This is a genomic window from Streptomyces arenae, from assembly GCF_022343545.1.
Taxonomy (GTDB): Bacteria; Actinomycetota; Actinomycetes; order Streptomycetales; family Streptomycetaceae; genus Streptomyces; species Streptomyces humi.
Genome location: NZ_JAKQYH010000028.1, coordinates 1 through 15,166, shown reverse-complemented (window position 1 = coordinate 15,166; position 15,166 = coordinate 1). Strand labels below are relative to the sequence as shown.

Sequence of the window (15,166 nt, the reverse complement as noted above, 5' to 3'; positions counted from 1 at the left end):
GAGGCACAGGTCACAGCCACGGGGAGGGCAAGGTCACAGCCCCGTCACCCGTGCACTTTTGGCGCTCTGCCCTAGCATCCGAGCATGACGGTCCTGCCTGACGACGGGCTCTCACTGGCCGCCGAGTTCCCTGACGCGACACGCGAGCAGTGGCAACGCCTCGTGGAGGGCGTGCTGCGCAAGTCGGGCAAGGAAGTCTCGGGCGAGGCCGCTGAGGACGCCCTGTCCACGACGCTGGAGGACGGGCTGCGCACCCGCCCCCTCTACACCGCGCGCGACGGCGCGCCCGACCCCGGCCTGCCCGGCTTCGCGCCGTTCGTGCGCGGCGGCCGCGCCGCGGGCAGCACCCCGGGCGGCTGGGACATAAGGCAGCGGCACGCGGCGGCACCCGACGGCGCGGTCCTGACCGACCTGGAGAACGGCGTCTCCTCCCTCTGGCTCGTGCTCGGCGAGGGCGGCATCCCCGTCGACCGTCTGGGCCGGGCGCTGGACGGCGTCTACCTGGACCTGGCACCGGTCGTCCTGGACGCGGGCCGGGACACCGAGGCGGCCGCGGCAGAACTGCTGCGGCTGTACGACGAGAAGGGCGTCGCCCCCGAGGCCGTACGCGGCAACCTGGGCGCCGACCCGCTCGGCCACGAGGCGCGCACCGGTACCGCCCTGCCCTTCGCCCCCGCCGCCGGGCTGGCGAAGCGGTGCGCCGAGGGGTTCCCGGGGCTGCGGGCACTGACGGTGGACGCGCTGCCGTACCACGAGGCGGGCGGCTCGGCCGCGCAGGAACTGGGCGCCTCGCTGGCCACCGGGGTGGCGTATCTGCGGGAGCTGACCGAGGCCGGCCTCGGCATCGAACAGGCGCTGGGGCAGCTGGAGTTCCGGTACGCGGCGACCGCGGACCAGTTCCTGACCATCGCCAAGCTGCGCGCGGCACGCCGGCTGTGGGCGCGGGTCGCCGAGGTGAGCGGCGCGGCCGGCGCGGGCGCCCAGGTGCAGCACGCGGTCACCTCGCCGGTGATGATGAGCCGCCGCGACCCGTGGGTGAACATGCTGCGCACCACGGTCGCGACGCTGGCCGCCGGGGTGGGCGGTGCCGACTCCGTGACGGTGCTGCCGTTCGACCACGCGATCGGCCTGCCCGACGCGTTCGCCCGGCGCATCGCCCGCAACACCTCCACGATCCTGGTCGAGGAGTCGCATCTGGCCCGGGTGATCGACCCCGCGGGCGGCTCCTGGTACGTGGAACGGCTCACCGACGAACTGGCGCACGCGGGCTGGGACTTCTTCCGGACGATCGAGCGCGACGGCGGCCAGGCGGCGGTGCTGCGCTCGGGCCGGCTGCGCACCGACCTGGCGGCCACCTGGGCGGAGCGCTCCAAGAGGATCGCGAAGCGGCGTGAACCGATCACCGGTGTCAGCGAGTTCCCGCTGCTCGCCGAGAAGCCGGTGGAGCGCGAGCCCGCGCCCGAGCCGCCGTCCGGCGGCCTGCCCCGGGTCCGCCGGGACGAGGCCTACGAGGAGCTGCGGGCCCGCTCCGACGCCCATCTCGCGGCGACCGGCGCCCGCCCCCGGGTCTACCTGGCCACCCTCGGCTCGGCCGCCGAGTACACCGGCCGGGCGACCTTCGCCTCGAACCTCTTCCAGGCGGGCGGTATCGAACCGGTCACCGGGGGCACCTTCGAGGAGAGCGGTGCCGGTGAGGCCGTGCTCTGCTCCAGCGACGACCGGTACGCCGAACAGGCCGAGCGGACCGCCGGGGCGCTCAAGGCGGCCGGGGCCCGGCACGTGGTCCTCGCGGGCCGGGGCGACTACGCCGGCGTCGACTCGTACGTCTTCGCGGGCTGCGACGCCGTGGCCGTGCTGTCCGAGACCCTCGACCGCATGGGAGTGTCCTGATGGGAATCCCCGACTTCTCCGGCATCGAACTGGGGACCCCGGTCACCGACGGCGGCCCCGAGGAATGGCGGGCGGCCGGCGGCGACCTGCCGCTGTGGGAGACCCCGGAGGGCATCGGGGTCAAGCCGCTCTACACCGGCCGCGACCTGGAGGGCCTGGACTTCCTGGGCACCTACCCGGGCATCGCGCCGTACCTGCGCGGCCCCTACCCGACGATGTACGTCAACCAGCCCTGGACCATCCGCCAGTACGCGGGCTTCTCCACCGCCGAGGAGTCCAACGCGTTCTACCGGCGCAACCTCGCGGCCGGGCAGAAGGGCCTCTCGGTCGCCTTCGACCTGCCCACGCACCGGGGTTACGACAGCGACCACCCGCGGGTGACCGGTGACGTCGGCATGGCGGGCGTGGCCATCGACTCGATCTACGACATGCGGCAGCTGTTCGACGGGATCCCGCTGGACCGGATGACGGTGTCGATGACGATGAACGGCGCGGTGCTGCCCGTGCTGGCGCTGTACATCGTGGCGGCGGAGGAGCAGGGCGTACCGCCCGAGAAGCTGGCCGGGACCATCCAGAACGACATCCTCAAGGAGTTCATGGTCCGCAACACCTACATCTATCCGCCGAAGCCGTCGATGCGGATCATCTCCGACATCTTCGCGTACACCTCGCAGCGGATGCCCCGCTACAACTCGATCTCCATCTCCGGCTACCACATCCAGGAGGCCGGTGCCACGGCCGACCTGGAGCTGGCCTACACGCTCGCGGACGGAGTGGAGTACATCCGCGCGGGGCGTGAAGCCGGCCTGGACGTGGACGCGTTCGCTCCCCGGCTCTCCTTCTTCTGGGCGATCGGCATGAACTTCTTCATGGAGATCGCCAAGCTGCGGGCGGCGCGGCTGCTGTGGGCCAGGCTCGTCTCGCAGTTCGAGCCGCAGAACTCCAAGTCCCTGTCCCTGCGCACCCATTCGCAGACCTCGGGCTGGTCACTGACCGCGCAGGACGTCTTCAACAACGTCACGCGTACGGCCGTGGAGGCGATGGCGGCCACCCAGGGGCACACCCAGTCGCTGCACACCAACGCCCTCGACGAGGCCCTGGCGCTTCCGACCGACTTCTCGGCGCGGATCGCCCGCAACACCCAGCTGCTCATCCAGCAGGAGTCGGGCACCACGCGGGTCATCGACCCGTGGGGCGGCAGCGCCTACGTGGAGCGGCTGACGTACGACCTCGCGCGCAAGGCCTGGGCGCACATCCAGGAGGTCGAGGCGGCCGGCGGCATGGCCAAGGCGATCGACGCCGGCCTGCCCAAGCTGCGCATCGAGGAGGCCGCGGCCCGCACCCAGGCCCGGATCGACTCCGGGCGGCAGCCGGTGATCGGCGTCAACAAGTACCGGGTCGACAGCGACGAGGCGATCGAGGTCCTCAAGGTCGACAACTCCTCCGTGCGCGCCCAGCAGATCGAGAAGCTGCGCCGGCTGCGGGCGGAGCGGGACGACGTCGAGTGCCGGGCCGCCCTTGACGCGCTGACCCGGGCGGCGGACGGCGACGGCAACCTGCTGGAGCTGGCCGTGCGCGCGGCCCGCGCCAAGGCCACCGTCGGCGAGATCTCCGACGCCCTGGAGAAGGTGTACGGCCGGCACGCGAGCCAGATCCGTACGATCTCCGGTGTGTACCGCAACGAAGCAGGCGAGTCCCCGAACGTGGACCGCACCCGCGCCCTGGTCGACGCCTTCGACGAGGCCGAGGGGCGCCGCCCGCGCATCCTGGTCGCCAAGATGGGCCAGGACGGCCACGACCGCGGCCAGAAGGTGATCGCGACCGCCTTCGCCGACCTCGGCTTCGACGTCGACGTCGGCCCGCTGTTCCAGACCCCGGAGGAGGTCGCCCGCCAGGCGGTGGAGGCGGACGTCCACGTGGTCGGCGTGTCCTCGCTGGCGGCCGGCCACCTCACCCTCGTGCCGGCGCTGCGCGAGAAGCTCGCCGAGGAGGGCCGGGCGGACATCATGGTCGTGGTCGGCGGGGTCATCCCGCCGCAGGACGTGCCGACCCTCCTGGAGATGGGCGCCACGGCCGTGTTCCCGCCCGGGACGGTGATCCCGGACGCGGCCTACGACCTGGTCGAGCGGCTGTCGGCGGAACTCGGGCACGACCTGTGATCGATGTCGACGCCTATGTGAAGGGTGTGCTCGACGGGAAGCGCGCGGTCATCGCCCGCGCCATCACCCTCGTCGAGTCCACCCGTCCACAGCACCGGGCGCTGGCACAGCAGTTGCTCACCGAGCTGCTCCCGCACAGCGGCCGGGCGCGGCGGATCGGCGTCAGCGGGGTGCCGGGCGTGGGCAAGTCGACGTTCATCGACGCGTTCGGCACGCTGCTGACCGGGCTGGGGCACCGGGTGGCGGTGCTCGCCGTGGACCCGTCGTCGACACGTACCGGCGGCTCGATCCTCGGCGACAAGACCCGGATGGAACGCCTCGCCGTCGACCCGGACGCCTTCGTCCGCCCCTCCCCCAGCGCGGGCACCCTCGGCGGGGTCGCGAAGGCGACCCGTGAGTCGATGGTGGTGATGGAGGCCGCCGGGTACGACGTGATCCTGGTCGAGACGGTCGGCGTCGGGCAGTCCGAGACGGCGGTCGCCGACATGGTCGACTCGTTCCTGCTGCTCAGCCTGGCCCGCACCGGCGACCAGCTCCAGGGCATCAAGAAGGGCGTCCTGGAGCTCGCCGACGTGATCGCCGTCAACAAGGCGGACGGCCCGCACGAGCGGGACGCCCGGTCCGCGGCCCGTGAACTGGCGGGCGCGCTGCGGCTGATGCACGGCAAGGACGCGTTCTGGACCGCGCCGGTGCTGAGTTGCAGCGCCCGGGAGTCGACGGGCCTGGAACTGGTCTGGGAACGGCTGGAACAGCACCGGGCGTTGCTGGACTCGACCGGCCGGCTCGCCGCCAAACGCCGTGACCAGCAGGTGGGCTGGACCTGGTCGATGGTCCGGGACGAACTGCTCGGCCGGCTGTACGCCGACCCGGCGGTGCGCGCGGCCGCCCCCGGCCTGGAACAGCAGGTCAGGGAGGGCACGTTGACGGCGACCCTGGCCGCCGAGCGCATTCTCCGGGCGTTCGAGGGGTCGCAGGACGCCTGATCCCGGAGCGCCTCCCGGATGGAATGGTCAACTGGCGGACGGGACTGGCTGGTTCACAGGCCGGCCCGTCGCCCACGGGCCGTCCGGCACCCCCGGGCGCACCCGCGTGCCGGTCATGTCGACCTCGATCGTGCGGTCGTCGTCCAGGTCCTCCCTGACGCGGCGCAGCCGGCCCGTCCGGTCGATCCAGTAACGCAGGGACGGGGGCGCGGAGAAGACGTCGCAGTCGCGGCCGCCGATGTGGTCCTCACCCACGTGGCGGCGCACGGGGCGGGCGAGCGGGGACAGGGTCAGCCGCAGTGCCGTGTCCAGCGACGCCGGTCCGTAGCTCCGGCGGATCCACACCCCGCGGCGCAGCCGCCCGGCCTCGGCCACCGCCTGGGCCAGGGACGCCGGTCCGGTCAGCGGCGCCGCGCCGCCGTCGGTCCGCGGCCGGGCCACCGCCAGGCCCCCGGTGTCCCAGGCCAGCAGCCCGCGTTCCGCCGCGTCCCCCGTGTCGAACCAGCCCACCGCCCGGTGCCGCTGCTCGTCGACCACCGCGCGGATCACGGCCGTACCGCCGGGCAGCGGTGCCCGTACCGTCATCGCGGCCGGGCTGTCCCGGGCGGTGCGGAGCCTGGTGAGGGCGAGCCGCCGGCCCTCGGCCGCCGAGAGCGGGCGGGAGGTGTCGCCGCCGGCCACGGCGTACGGGAGCGCCCCGCACACCGCCGTCACGACGGCGAGGGCGGCCCAGGTCCAGGGGGATCGCATCGGTGTCCGCATGATCACGTACCTACACGCGGACGGGCCGCGCCCGGTCGACACCGGTACGCGGCCCGCGTGGCGTCACCCTTGCGGGGTGCGCGGTCTACTCCGAGGAGAGGGACAGCACGGCCGCCCGGATCACGTCGGCGACCTCCTGCGGGTGGGCGAGCATGACCAGGTGCGAGGAGTCCACCTCGACGGTCGTCATGCCGGCGCGCTCGTAGCCGTAGCGCTCGACGTCGGGGTTGATGGTGCGGTCCGCGGACGACACCAGGCCCCAGGACGGCTTGGTCTTCCAGGCCGCGACGGGGGCCGCCTCGGCGAAGGCGGCACCCGCCAGGGGCCGCTGGGAGACGGCCAGCACCCTGGCGAGGTCCGGGTCCACGTCGGCGGCGAAGATCTCGGGGAACCGGTCGGGGTCCACCGTCACGTCGGTGCCGGGCTCGTCGGAGCCGGCCACCGGGAACGGCGTGTACACCAGGGCCGAGGCGAGCTCGGAGTCCGGGAAGCGGCCCTGGAGCTCGCCGAGGCTCTCGCCCTCCTCCAGCGCGTACCCGGCCAGGTAGACCAGGGCCCGCACGTTGGCCTCGGCGCCCGCGACGGTGATGACGGCACCGCCGTAGGAGTGACCCACCAGGACGACCGGGCCGGGGATGGCACGGACCACCGAGGCGATGTAGGCGGCGTCACCGGTGAGGCTGCGGTTGGGCACCGCGGGGGCGAGCACCTTCAGGCCGTCGGCCTGGAGTTCCGGGACGACCCGGGCGAAGCTGGACGCGTCGGCGAACGCGCCGTGCACCAGGACGACGGTGGGCGTGGAGTCGGTCATGGGGATTCCTTTTCGACGGACCTGCGCTGCGGGTCAGGCGGCGTGCAGGGCCGAGTGCAGGGTGCGTGCGGCCAGCGAGATGGCCGCCTCGGCGGCGTGGGTCTCGCGCAGGGCGTTGAGCATCACGAAGTCGTGGATGATGCCCTGGAAGCGGACCGCGGTGACCGCGACGCCCGCCTCGCGCAGCTTGTTGGCGTAGGCCTCGCCCTCGTCGCGCAGCACGTCGGCCTCGGCGACGATGACCAGGGCCGGGGGGAGGTCCTTGAGCTGCTCGGTGGTGGCGCGCAGCGGCGACGCGGTGATCTGGGCGCGCTCGGCCTCGTCGGTCGTGTACTGGTCCCAGAACCAGAACATGCCGTCGCGGCGCAGGAAGTAGCCCTCGGCGAACTGGTGGTAGGAGGCGGTGTCGAAGCTCGCGTCGGTGACCGGGTAGAACAGCACCTGCTGGAGCAGCGGGACGCCGCCGCGCTCCTTGGCCATCAGGGTGAGCGCGGCGGTCATGTTGCCGCCGACCGAGTCACCGGCGACCGCGATCCGGGTGGGGTCCAGGTCCTTGGTCGCGCCCTGCTCCACGACCCACTTGGCGACGGTCCAGTTCTGCTCGATGGCGACCGGGTAGCGGGCCTCGGGCGAGCGGTCGTACTCGGGGAAGACGACGGCGGCGTTCGCGCCGACGGCGAGTTCGCGGACCAGGCGGTCGTGGGTGTGGGCGTTGCCGAAGACCCAGCCGGCGCCGTGGATGTAGATGATGACCGGCAGGGTGCCGGTGGCGCCGGCCGGCTTCACGATGCGGGCGCGGACGGTACCGGTGGGCCCGCCGGAGACCGTGATCCACTCCTCGTCGACGGCCGGCTTGGCGATCTCGCCGGACTGCACCTCGTCGACGGCCTTGCGGCCCTCCTCCGGGGCGAGGTCGAAGAGGAAGGGCGGGTTGGCGGTGGCCTCGGCGAAGGCCTGGGCGGCGGGTTCGAGGACCGGCTTGACGGGCTGGGGGGCTTCGGACATGAGGGGTCTCCTGGGATCGCGTGCGGCGTACCGGTCGTTCCGGTGCCACCGTGCCTCCACGCTAGGAGCGCCCCGGCCACGGCAGTTGACCGCGAGCGCACATCCGGTGTCCCGGCAGCGCACCCGGGACCGGTCCGGCCGCCCCTGCGCCGGTCATCTCCGGTCAAGATGACTGACATCCCCGATGATCGCCGTGAGGTGGGAAGCACAGCGGCCGGCAGAACGCTGTGCGGTACGTGAGTGCACTGCCTCCTGTGAGGAAGGTCCCCGTGTCCGAGTCGTCGTCCGAAGTCCGCTCCCCGCGCCGGGACGCCGCCGCCGAGCCCGCCCACGGCGTGCCCGGCTGGCTGATCGCGCTGTTCGCCGTCGCCTCCGGGATGACGGTCGCCAACCTGTACTACGCGCAGCCGCTGCTGGCCGAGCTGCGCGGTGTCTTCCACGTCGGCGAGTCCACCGCGGGCTCGCTGATCACGCTCACCCAGGTCGGCTACGTGATCGGCATGGTCTTCCTGGTCCCGCTGGGCGACCGGCTGGAGAAGCGGAGCCTGGTCACCGCGCTGCTGACGGTCACCACGCTCGCGATGGCGGCGGCCGGCCTGGCGACCGGGTTCCCCATGCTGCTGGCCGCCTCGCTGGTCAGCGGTGCCACCTCGGTGGTGGCGCAGATCCTCGTGCCGTTCGCCGCGAGCCTGGCGCCCGACCAAGCCCGCGGCCGGATCGTGGGCCGGGTGATGAGCGGCCTGCTCACCGGCATACTGCTGTCCCGCACGCTCAGCAGCCTGGTCTCCGGCGTGGCCGGCTGGCGGGTCGTCTACCTCGGCTCCGCCCTGCTGATGGCTTTGCTGGCGGTGGCCCTGCGGCTCGCCCTGCCGCGGCACGCGCCGACCACGTCCGTGCCGTACCACCATGTGCTGCGCTCCACGGCGGCGCTGGTGCGCACCCACCCGGTGCTGCTGCGCCGCGGTCTCTACCAGGCGGCGATGTTCGGTGCGTTCAGCGCCTTCTGGACCACCGTCTCGTACGTCCTGACCGGGCCGCGGTTCCACTACTCCGCCGTCGGCGTCGGGGTGTTCGCGCTGGTCGGAGCCGCCGGTGCGGCCGTGGCGCCGCTCGCCGGGCACTGGGCGGACCGCGGGCTGACCCGGCCCATGACCGGCGCCGCGCTCGGTGTCGCCGCGCTGGCCTTCGCCGTGGCCGGGCTCGGGCAGCACAGCGTGGTCCTGATCGCGCTCGCCGCCGTCGCCCTCGACATGGCCGTGCAGACCACGCTGATCCTCGGCCAGCACACGGTCTACCAGCTGGACCCCCTCGCCCGGGCCCGCCTGAACAGCGCCTTCATCGCGATCTTCTTCATCGGCGGCGCGGTGGGCTCGCAGGCCGGCTCCGTCGCCTACCGGGCCGGCGGCTGGGGCGCGGTGAGCGTGTTCGGGGCCGCTCTGCCGGTACTGGCACTGCTGTACTGGCTGACGGAACGCCGCCGGGGGACGGAGCACTCGGCGCAGGAGCACGGCGGAAGCGGTGGCCGCGCCTAGGATGCGGCGGAGATCGTCGCCCGGCTCGGACGGGCGCTGTGTCGGTGGGAGCGGACGATGGACCTGCGGCAGATGGAAGTGGTCGTCGCGGTGGCGGACACGGGCGGGTTCACGGCGGCGGCACGGCGGCTGCACGTGGTGCAGTCCGCCGTGTCCGGTACGGTCCGCACCCTCGAACGCGAGCTGGGTACCGCGCTGTTCACCAGGACCACGCACCGGGTCGGGCTCACCCCGGCCGGCGAGGCGTTCGTCCCGGCGGCCCGGCAGGCGCTGCGGGCCGCCGAGGCGGCCCGGGAGGCGGTCGACGCGGCGAAGGGCGAGCTGCGCGGCCGGGTGACGGTCGGCACGATGCAGGGCGTCTGGGCGGACCTGCACCTGGCGCTGGCCGCGCTGCGGGCGGAGCACCCGCGGGTGGGCGTGCGGCTGCGGCAGGCCGCGGTCGCCGACATCCGGCAGGGTCTGCGGGAGGGCACGGTGGATCTGGCGGTGGTGGCGCTGGACCGCCGTCAGCAGCGCGGACTGGTGACCCGGCTGCTGGCCCGTGAGGAGATGGTCCTGGTGGCCTCGCCCCGCCGGGCCCTCACCGCGAGCGGGCCCGGCGGCCGGGTCGACCTGGCCGACATCGCGGAGCTGCCCCAGGTGGAGTTCACGCCGGGGTGGGCGATCCGGGACGCGGCCGACCGCTCGTTCCGGGCGGCCGGCGTCGAACGCGCCACGGCCTTCGAGGTCAACGACATCGTGGCCGCGTCCGAACTGGTCCGGGCCGACCTCGGCGTCTGCGTCATGCCGCCGACCATCGCCCGCCGCTTCCCGGACCTGGCGACCTACCGGTTCACCCGGCACGCGCCGACCTGGAAGGTGATGGTGGTACGACCGCCCGGCGAGCCCCCGGCGGCAGCCGCGGCGTTGCTGCGCCACCTGAACTGACCGCCCGGGGCTGCCGCGCCGAGTCCGTCCGTCAGAAGGTGCCGGACTCCGGGATCACGTGCATCGCGGCCTCCTCCGCCGAGGCGCCGGCGCCGTCCAGGCCACGGTCGGAGGCGAACAGGCCGGAGTCGGTGACCTCGTGCGTGCCCTCGTCCGGGGCGAGGAGCCGGCCGGCGCGGTCGTCGCCGACCTCGTCGTCGAGGAGTTCGCCGTCCGTGTCCCAGACGTCGCCGAGGCCGTCGCCCTCCGGGACCGCGAGGTCCGGCACCTCCTCGGCGAGGCGCTCGTCCAGGGTCTCGCCCCGGTGCCCCTCCGCCGCCGTCACACCGGTGTGCTCGACGCCCCAGGGCCGCTCCGGCGGCGAGTAGCCCTCGCCCAGGGCCTCCTCGCCGGCCCGGTAGTCCAGGGTGTCGGCGGCGTCCAGCAGACCCGCGTCGTCCTGCACCTCCGAACCGTCCGGCTGGTAGACGTCGTCACCCATCGCGTCGTCGGTCATGTCCGCTCCATCGTTCCGAGGGGGCAGCCCCACCCCACTGGCCCCAAGTATCGGCACGACCGGCACCGTCCCGTCCGCCGATCGCGAATCTGTGCGCTCCCGGAACACGACCGGGCACGGAGGTCCGCCTTCACTCCCCGTCGGCCGCCGCCCGCCGCCACTCGGCGGGGGACGTGCCGTACGTCTCGCGGAAGGCCCGGCTGAAGTGCGAGGCGCTGCCGAAACCCCAGCGGGCGGCCACCGCGGCGATCGGCCGGCGGGCGGCGCCGGGCCCGGCGAGTTCCGCGCGGGCCGCGGCCAGCCGGCGGGCGCGCATCCAGGCGCCCATGGTGGTGCCGTGCCGCTGGAAGAGCCGGTGCAGGTAGCGCAGCGAGATGGCGTGCTGGTCGGCGATGTCCTGCGGGGCGAGGCCGGGTTCGCCGAGCCGGGCCTCCACCGACGCGGTGATCCGCTCCCACAGGGCCGACTCGGGCCGGCCGCCGATCCGTTCCAGGGCGAGGGTGGCCAGGATCTCCGGGACGGTACGGGCGAGCTGCTCACGCCGGGACGCGCCGGCCCGGGCCACCTCGTCGACGAGGCCGTCGAGGAGCGGCAGCAGCAGCGCCGCCGCTCCCCCGTCGGCGCCGTCGACCACGGTGGCCGTCAGGGCGTGCAGTTGCCGTTCCTCCAGGCGCAGCAGGGCACGGGGCACCATGAGCACACGGGCCCGCTGCCGGGCCGGCAGCACGATCCGGAACGGGCGCCGGGCGTCGTGGAACGCCAGTCGGCCGGGGGTGAGTTCGGCGGTGCGGCCGTCCTGGAGCAGCAGCGCGGTGCCGTCCAGCTGCCGGCGGACCAGGATGTGGGTGCGTGGGTCGGCGGCGACGGTGCGGGCGCTGCGCAGGAACGCGCCGGGGCCGAACTCCTCGGTGGCGATCTGGAGGCCGCCCAGCCGTTCGGCGGCGAGGGTGCCGGTCCAGGGGCGGTCGTGGTCCACGGCGACCTCGACGTCCACGAAGGTCCGCGAGACGGCGCGCTGCCAGGCGGCGAGGCGGTCGCCGGGTGCCAGGTCCCGGGTGGCGCAGGTGACGGCGGTCAGCATGGCGCCTCGCCCGCGCGCACCCGGTCCAGCCAGTCGGTCGGGGACAGTCCGTAGACGGTGCGGAAGGCCTTGCCGAGGCCGGCCGGGCCGCTGAAGCCCCAGCGCCGGGCGACCGGGCCCAGGCTGACGGAACCGGGCGGCTGGGCGGCGAGTTCCCGGCGGCACTCCCGCAGCCGCAGTTCGCGGATCCACCGGCACACGGTGGTCTTCTCGTCCTGGAACAGCCGGTGCAGGTAGCGGACCGAGATGCCGTGCACCCGGGCGATGACGGCCGGGGTCAGCCCGGGGTCGGACAGCTGCCAGCGGATGTACGTCTTGACGCGCAGCAGCAGCACCCCGTCGGCGCCCGGCAGTTCGGCGGGGTCCCGCGCCAGCTGTTCCGCCGCGGTGGCCGCCACCAGGTCGACCACGTGGGCCGCCAGCCGCTCGGCCGTCGGTGCCGCGTACGACTCGGAGGTGTCCGCCAGCCGCTCCAGGAACGGCGCGAGCAGGGCGGGCACCCCGCCGGTGGGGCGTATCGCACGTCCGGTGAGCCGCCCCAGGTCGGTCTCCGGGAGGTCGAGGAGCCGGCGCGGTACCGCGAAGATCTTCATCCGGAAGCGGTCCGGGAAGGCGGTGCGGTAGGGCCGTACGGTCTCGAAGAGGCCGATGTCGCCGGTGCGCAGCTCGGTGCGGCGGCCGTCCTGTTCGACCCGGGCCCGGCCGGTGCTCTGGACGGCCACGAAGACCTGCCGTCCGTCGCCGCGGGCGATGAAGCGGGGCGCCCGGTGGACCGTGCCGGGGTCGGCCTCCACCGTGGTGATCTGGAGGTCGCCGAGGCGGTCGGTGCGCAAGGTGGCGTCGTAGGTGCGGCCCTCGGTGGCGATGTCCATCCCCACCAGGGTGTCGAGCACAGCGTCGTGCCAGTAGTCCAGGCTCTCGCGCGGCGGTACCGAGCGCGTGGTCAGCACCCGGGCCCGGGCTCTCTCGTCGTGGGAGTCGATGACGGTTGGCATGCTGCCAGCTTCACCCGGCGACCGGCACCGCCGCATCAGTCGCCCGACTGTTCCTCGGCAGTCACGGGACCGGCCGGCGCGGGGCGTGTCGGCGCGGGGTGTGTCGGCGCAGGGTCCGTCGGCGCGGGGCGTGTCGGCGCGGGGTGTGTCGGCGCGGGGCGTGTCGGTGCCGGGTCCGTCGGCGCGGGGCGTGTCGGTGCCGGGTCCGTCGGCGCGGGGCGTGTCGGTGCCGGGTCCGTCGGCGCGGGGTCCGTCGGCGCGGGGTGTGTCGGGGCGGGCGGGCGGGTGTGGTGCAGGCGGGTGCGCAGGAAGGCGCTGCCGGTGCGGATCGCCGCCCTGGTGGGCTCGCTGTCGGCCAGGGCGTGCAGCGCCACGAAGTCGTGGACGGTCCCGAGGAACCGTACGGACAGCGCCTCGACGCCCGCCTCGGTCAGCAGCCGCGCGTACTGCTCGCCCTCGTCCCGGGCCACGTCCGCCTCGGCGGTGACGACCAGGGCCGGCGGCAGCCCGGCCAGTTCCTGCGGACGCGCCCGCAGCGGTGCCGCGGTGGGCTCGGTCCGGCGGGCCGGGTCGCCGACGTACCGTGCCCAGTAGGCGCGCAGCGCCCGGCGGGTGAGCAGGTAGCCGGTGGCGAACTGCTGTTGCGAGGGGCTGTCGCAACGGGCGTCGGTGAGCGGGTAGTAGAGGAGCTGCGCGGCGATCGGCGGGCCGTTGCGGAGCTTGGCCAGCATGGTGACGGCGGCGGCGAGGGTGGCTCCGGCGCAGTCCCCGGCCACCGCCAGCCGGCCGGGGTCCAGGTCGAGTTCGCCGGCCTGGGAGACCGCCCAGGCCAGCAGGGCGTAGCACTCCTCGACGGCCACCGGGTAGCGGGCCTCGGGTGTGCGGCTGTACTCGGGTACGACCGCGCACACGCCGGCGCCGGTGACGAGTTCGCTGATGAGACGGGCGTGGGTCTGGGCGTCGCCGAGTGTCCACCGGCCGCCGTGCAGGTACAGCAGGACCGGGAGGGGGCCCGGCACCCCGGCCGGGCGGACCGTCCAGAAGCCGAGCAGCCGGGACGGGCCGACGGGAGCCGTACGGAAGACCGCGTCCACGGCGAAGTCCTCGAACCGGTCGGCCTGGGTCTCCCGCAGCGCCTGCCGGGCGGTGTCCGGGCCGAGGTCGTCCAGGACGGGCGGCACGGTGGCGGCGCTGACCAGACGCTGCACGGCCGGGTCGAGAACGACGGCCGTGCCGGACCGGCCGGCTGTCATGGGCGCTCCAGGGGTCGGTGTGCGCGCGTCATGAGCTCTCCTGCGACCGGCGCACCGGTGTCACGGGCCGTCCTCCGGTCGTGCTCCGTCGGCCCGCTCACCGGTCCTGCACCAGGTCGCGGAGCTGGTGGCGGCTGCTGATGCCGAGTTTGGGATACACCTTGTACAGGTGCGAGCCCACGGTACGCGGTGAGAGGAAGAGCCGCTCACCGATCTCCCGGTTCGACAGGCCGTCCGCGACGAGCTGGACGATCTGCCGCTGCTGTGCCGTGAGCTGCTCCAGCGGACCGGTGCCCGCGGGCGCGGGCGCGGCGCCGCTGGCGCGCAGTTCGCGGTGGGCGGCGGCCGCGAGGGTGCCCGCGCCGAGGTGTTCGGCGGTCTCCAGGACCGTGGTCAGCTGCCGGCGCGCCTCCCGGGTGCGGCGGCAGCGGCGCAGCCAGATCGCGTAGTTGAGGCGGACGTGCGCACACTCCCAGGGCCAGCGGTTCGCGCCGTGGTTGACGAGCGCCAGCTGGTAGTGCTGCTCGGCCTCGTGCTCCGGCCCAACGAGGGCTCCGGCGTGGTGCAGCAGCAGGGTCATCCTGGTGCTCGGGCGGTCCCCCTGGTCCGCCGCGACCCGCTCCAGGATCGGCAGGGCCTCGGCGGTGCGGCCGGTGCGCTGGGCGGTGACGGCGAGTTCGGCGACGGCGCGCGCGGACAGGTGGGGGTGCAGGGGCGGGCCGTCGGCGGTGAACAGGCCGCGCAGGTGCCGCCAGCCGTCCTCCATGTCCCCGCGCAGGAGCGCGACGAGTCCGCGGGCGCGCAGCAGCCGGGCGTGGGTGGCCCGGTTCTCCGCCAGGCAGACCTCACGCCAGACCGACGGGGTGAGCCGGGGCTGCGGCAGCGGGGTGCCGCGCAGCGCCCACAGGGTCAGGGCCTGGGCCTCCAGGTCGGCCGTCAGGCCCGGCAGCCGCAGTACGGCGGCCTCGGCGAGGGCGTCCGCGACGACGGCCCCGGCCTCGGTGAACCGGCCGACGGCCAGCAGGGTGTCCACGTGCGGTACGACCGACCAGCCGCGCAGACCGAACGCGCGGGCGGCCCGCAGCCGGTCGTCGGCCGTGCGCGACCGCCCCAGCTCCGCGTCCGCCTCGTCGGCGTGGTGCGCCACGGCGCCGAGCACCGTCCGCACGACCGGCGCGTCCGACCCCCCGAGCGAACCACGCGACACCCCACCCGACACACCGGCGCCACCCCCCACCCACCCCACCAACGCTTCCCCACCCCACACCCCGC

13 protein-coding genes are annotated in these 15,166 nt (G+C 74.4%); 5 read left to right on the top strand and 8 right to left on the bottom strand.

Going from position 1 to position 15,166, the window contains the following annotated elements; all coding sequences use genetic code 11:
• Positions 1-84: 84 nt before the first annotated feature.
• From MB828_RS13670 to meaB, 3 genes are read left to right on the top strand one after another with little or no spacing between them, the layout of a single operon-like run.
• Entirely contained in the window at positions 85-1,890 is a 1,806-nt protein-coding gene (locus MB828_RS13670) for a methylmalonyl-CoA mutase family protein (RefSeq protein ID WP_301648380.1), read from the top strand.
• Positions 1,890-4,049 (top strand): methylmalonyl-CoA mutase, encoded by a 2,160-nt coding sequence (gene scpA, locus MB828_RS13665; protein WP_301648379.1) that lies wholly within the window; start codon positions 1,890-1,892, stop codon positions 4,047-4,049. The genes MB828_RS13670 and scpA overlap by 1 nt, the downstream gene beginning before the upstream one ends.
• A complete protein-coding gene (gene meaB, locus MB828_RS13660) occupies positions 4,046-5,032 on the top strand; it encodes a methylmalonyl Co-A mutase-associated GTPase MeaB (protein ID WP_301648378.1) in 987 nt (328 codons plus the stop codon). Before scpA ends, meaB begins: the two co-directional genes overlap by 4 nt.
• A 27-nt stretch (positions 5,033-5,059) precedes the next feature.
• Here meaB and MB828_RS13655 read toward each other — a convergent pair whose 3' ends face one another.
• From MB828_RS13655 to MB828_RS13645, 3 genes are all read right to left on the bottom strand, one after another.
• Entirely contained in the window at positions 5,060-5,782 is a 723-nt protein-coding gene (locus MB828_RS13655) for a hypothetical protein (RefSeq protein WP_301648377.1), read from the bottom strand.
• A gap of 97 nt (positions 5,783-5,879) precedes the next feature.
• Positions 5,880-6,605, bottom strand: a complete 726-nt coding sequence (locus MB828_RS13650) for an alpha/beta fold hydrolase (RefSeq protein WP_301648376.1) — start codon at positions 6,603-6,605, stop codon at positions 5,880-5,882.
• Between the two features lie 33 nt (positions 6,606-6,638).
• Positions 6,639-7,610 carry an alpha/beta hydrolase gene (locus MB828_RS13645; protein WP_301648375.1) on the bottom strand — a complete coding sequence of 324 codons (972 nt, stop codon included), beginning with the start codon at positions 7,608-7,610 and terminating at the stop codon, positions 6,639-6,641.
• A gap of 335 nt (positions 7,611-7,945) precedes the next feature.
• On the opposite strand from MB828_RS13645, the gene MB828_RS13640 reads away from it, so the two are divergent.
• On the top strand, positions 7,946-9,142 hold the full coding sequence (locus MB828_RS13640; protein ID WP_430381376.1) for an MFS transporter: 1,197 nt from the start codon (positions 7,946-7,948) through the stop codon (positions 9,140-9,142).
• 57 nt (positions 9,143-9,199) lie between these two features.
• A complete protein-coding gene (locus tag MB828_RS13635; protein WP_301648373.1) occupies positions 9,200-10,069 on the top strand; it encodes a LysR family transcriptional regulator in 870 nt (289 codons plus the stop codon).
• Between the two features lie 31 nt (positions 10,070-10,100).
• On the opposite strand, the gene MB828_RS13630 is transcribed toward MB828_RS13635, so the two are convergent.
• The 5 genes from MB828_RS13630 to MB828_RS13610 all read right to left on the bottom strand — a co-directional run.
• Entirely contained in the window at positions 10,101-10,565 is a 465-nt protein-coding gene (locus tag MB828_RS13630; protein ID WP_301648372.1) for a DUF5709 domain-containing protein, read from the bottom strand.
• Positions 10,566-10,695: 130 nt separating this feature from the next.
• On the bottom strand, positions 10,696-11,646 hold the full coding sequence (locus MB828_RS13625; protein WP_301648371.1) for a helix-turn-helix domain-containing protein: 951 nt from the start codon (positions 11,644-11,646) through the stop codon (positions 10,696-10,698).
• Positions 11,640-12,641 (bottom strand): helix-turn-helix domain-containing protein, encoded by a 1,002-nt coding sequence (locus tag MB828_RS13620; RefSeq protein ID WP_301648370.1) that lies wholly within the window; start codon positions 12,639-12,641, stop codon positions 11,640-11,642. The genes MB828_RS13625 and MB828_RS13620 overlap by 7 nt, the downstream gene beginning before the upstream one ends.
• A 35-nt stretch (positions 12,642-12,676) precedes the next feature.
• Positions 12,677-13,894: an alpha/beta hydrolase gene (locus tag MB828_RS13615; RefSeq protein ID WP_301648369.1), complete on the bottom strand. Its 1,218-nt coding sequence runs from the start codon at positions 13,892-13,894 to the stop codon at positions 12,677-12,679.
• A gap of 97 nt (positions 13,895-13,991) precedes the next feature.
• On the bottom strand, positions 13,992-15,166 hold a 1,175-nt coding region (locus tag MB828_RS13610; protein ID WP_301648368.1), incomplete at its 5' end, for a helix-turn-helix transcriptional regulator.

What these genes read in the sequence shown, in the direction of transcription:
- MB828_RS13655 (WP_301648377.1), bottom strand. Translation starts at nt 5,782, where the DNA reads ATGCGATCCCCCTGGACCTGGGCCGCCCTCGCCGTCGTGACGGCGGTG.
- MB828_RS13670 (WP_301648380.1), top strand. Translation starts at nt 85, where the DNA reads ATGACGGTCCTGCCTGACGACGGGCTCTCACTGGCCGCCGAGTTCCCT.
- MB828_RS13650 (WP_301648376.1), bottom strand. Translation starts at nt 6,605, where the DNA reads ATGACCGACTCCACGCCCACCGTCGTCCTGGTGCACGGCGCGTTCGCC.
- MB828_RS13615 (WP_301648369.1), bottom strand. Translation starts at nt 13,894, where the DNA reads ATGACAGCCGGCCGGTCCGGCACGGCCGTCGTTCTCGACCCGGCCGTG.
- MB828_RS13630 (WP_301648372.1), bottom strand. Translation starts at nt 10,565, where the DNA reads ATGACCGACGACGCGATGGGTGACGACGTCTACCAGCCGGACGGTTCG.
- MB828_RS13635 (WP_301648373.1), top strand. Translation starts at nt 9,200, where the DNA reads ATGGACCTGCGGCAGATGGAAGTGGTCGTCGCGGTGGCGGACACGGGC.
- MB828_RS13620 (WP_301648370.1), bottom strand. Translation starts at nt 12,641, where the DNA reads ATGCCAACCGTCATCGACTCCCACGACGAGAGAGCCCGGGCCCGGGTG.
- MB828_RS13625 (WP_301648371.1), bottom strand. Translation starts at nt 11,646, where the DNA reads ATGCTGACCGCCGTCACCTGCGCCACCCGGGACCTGGCACCCGGCGAC.
- scpA (WP_301648379.1), top strand. Translation starts at nt 1,890, where the DNA reads ATGGGAATCCCCGACTTCTCCGGCATCGAACTGGGGACCCCGGTCACC.
- MB828_RS13645 (WP_301648375.1), bottom strand. Translation starts at nt 7,610, where the DNA reads ATGTCCGAAGCCCCCCAGCCCGTCAAGCCGGTCCTCGAACCCGCCGCC.